General features: G+C 73.0%; 1 protein-coding gene. It reads right to left on the bottom strand.

Annotated features, from left to right (window positions below; translation table 11 throughout):
• Nucleotides 1–78 precede the first annotated feature (78 nt).
• Nucleotides 79–555, bottom strand: a 477-nt coding sequence (locus tag B7L92_RS38850; RefSeq protein WP_107501756.1) for a polysaccharide deacetylase family protein, incomplete at its 5' end; no start/stop codon positions are given.

The raw sequence follows: 555 nt of genomic DNA, 5'->3' as shown, positions 1-555 counted from the left end.
TCTTCTGGTCCCCGCTCTGGGTGCCGCAGGCGGCGAGCGCCGCGGCGAGGAGGAGGGCGACGAACGCAGGACGACTCTTCAACTGAGCAGCTCCGTGGTGGTGACCGCGCGCAGCCCGCGGCGGCCGAGTTCTTCGAGGACGACGGGGAGGGCGGCGACCGTGTCGCGGTAGCCGAAGTGCAGGCTCACGACGGAGCCCGCGCGGGCGTCGCCGAGGACCGCGCGGGCGACCTGGTCCGCGCCGGGGGAGGTGAAGTCGAGCGGGTCGACGTCGTACGACAGGACGTGCGGGTACCCGGCCTCCCGCGCGAGCCGTACCACCAACGGGGAGGCGCGCGCGGCCCGCGACGGCCTGAACCAGTTCCCGATCCCGCCGGTCAGCCGCTTGAGCCGCTCGGCACACGCATCGATCTCCGCACGCGCCTCGGCCTCGGGCATGTCGTTGATCCCGAGGTGCCGCTGCGTGTGATTCCCCAGGTCATGCCCCCCGTCGAGAATCCGCCGGGCCATCTCGGGATGCTCGTCGAGCCAGGTCCCGACGGCGAGCACGGTCAC

The organism is Streptomyces viridosporus (assembly GCF_002078235.1).
Classification (GTDB): domain Bacteria; phylum Actinomycetota; class Actinomycetes; order Streptomycetales; family Streptomycetaceae; genus Streptomyces; species Streptomyces viridosporus.
Note: the sequence above shows the minus strand (reverse complement) of the source record. Positions and strands in the feature narration are given on the sequence as shown.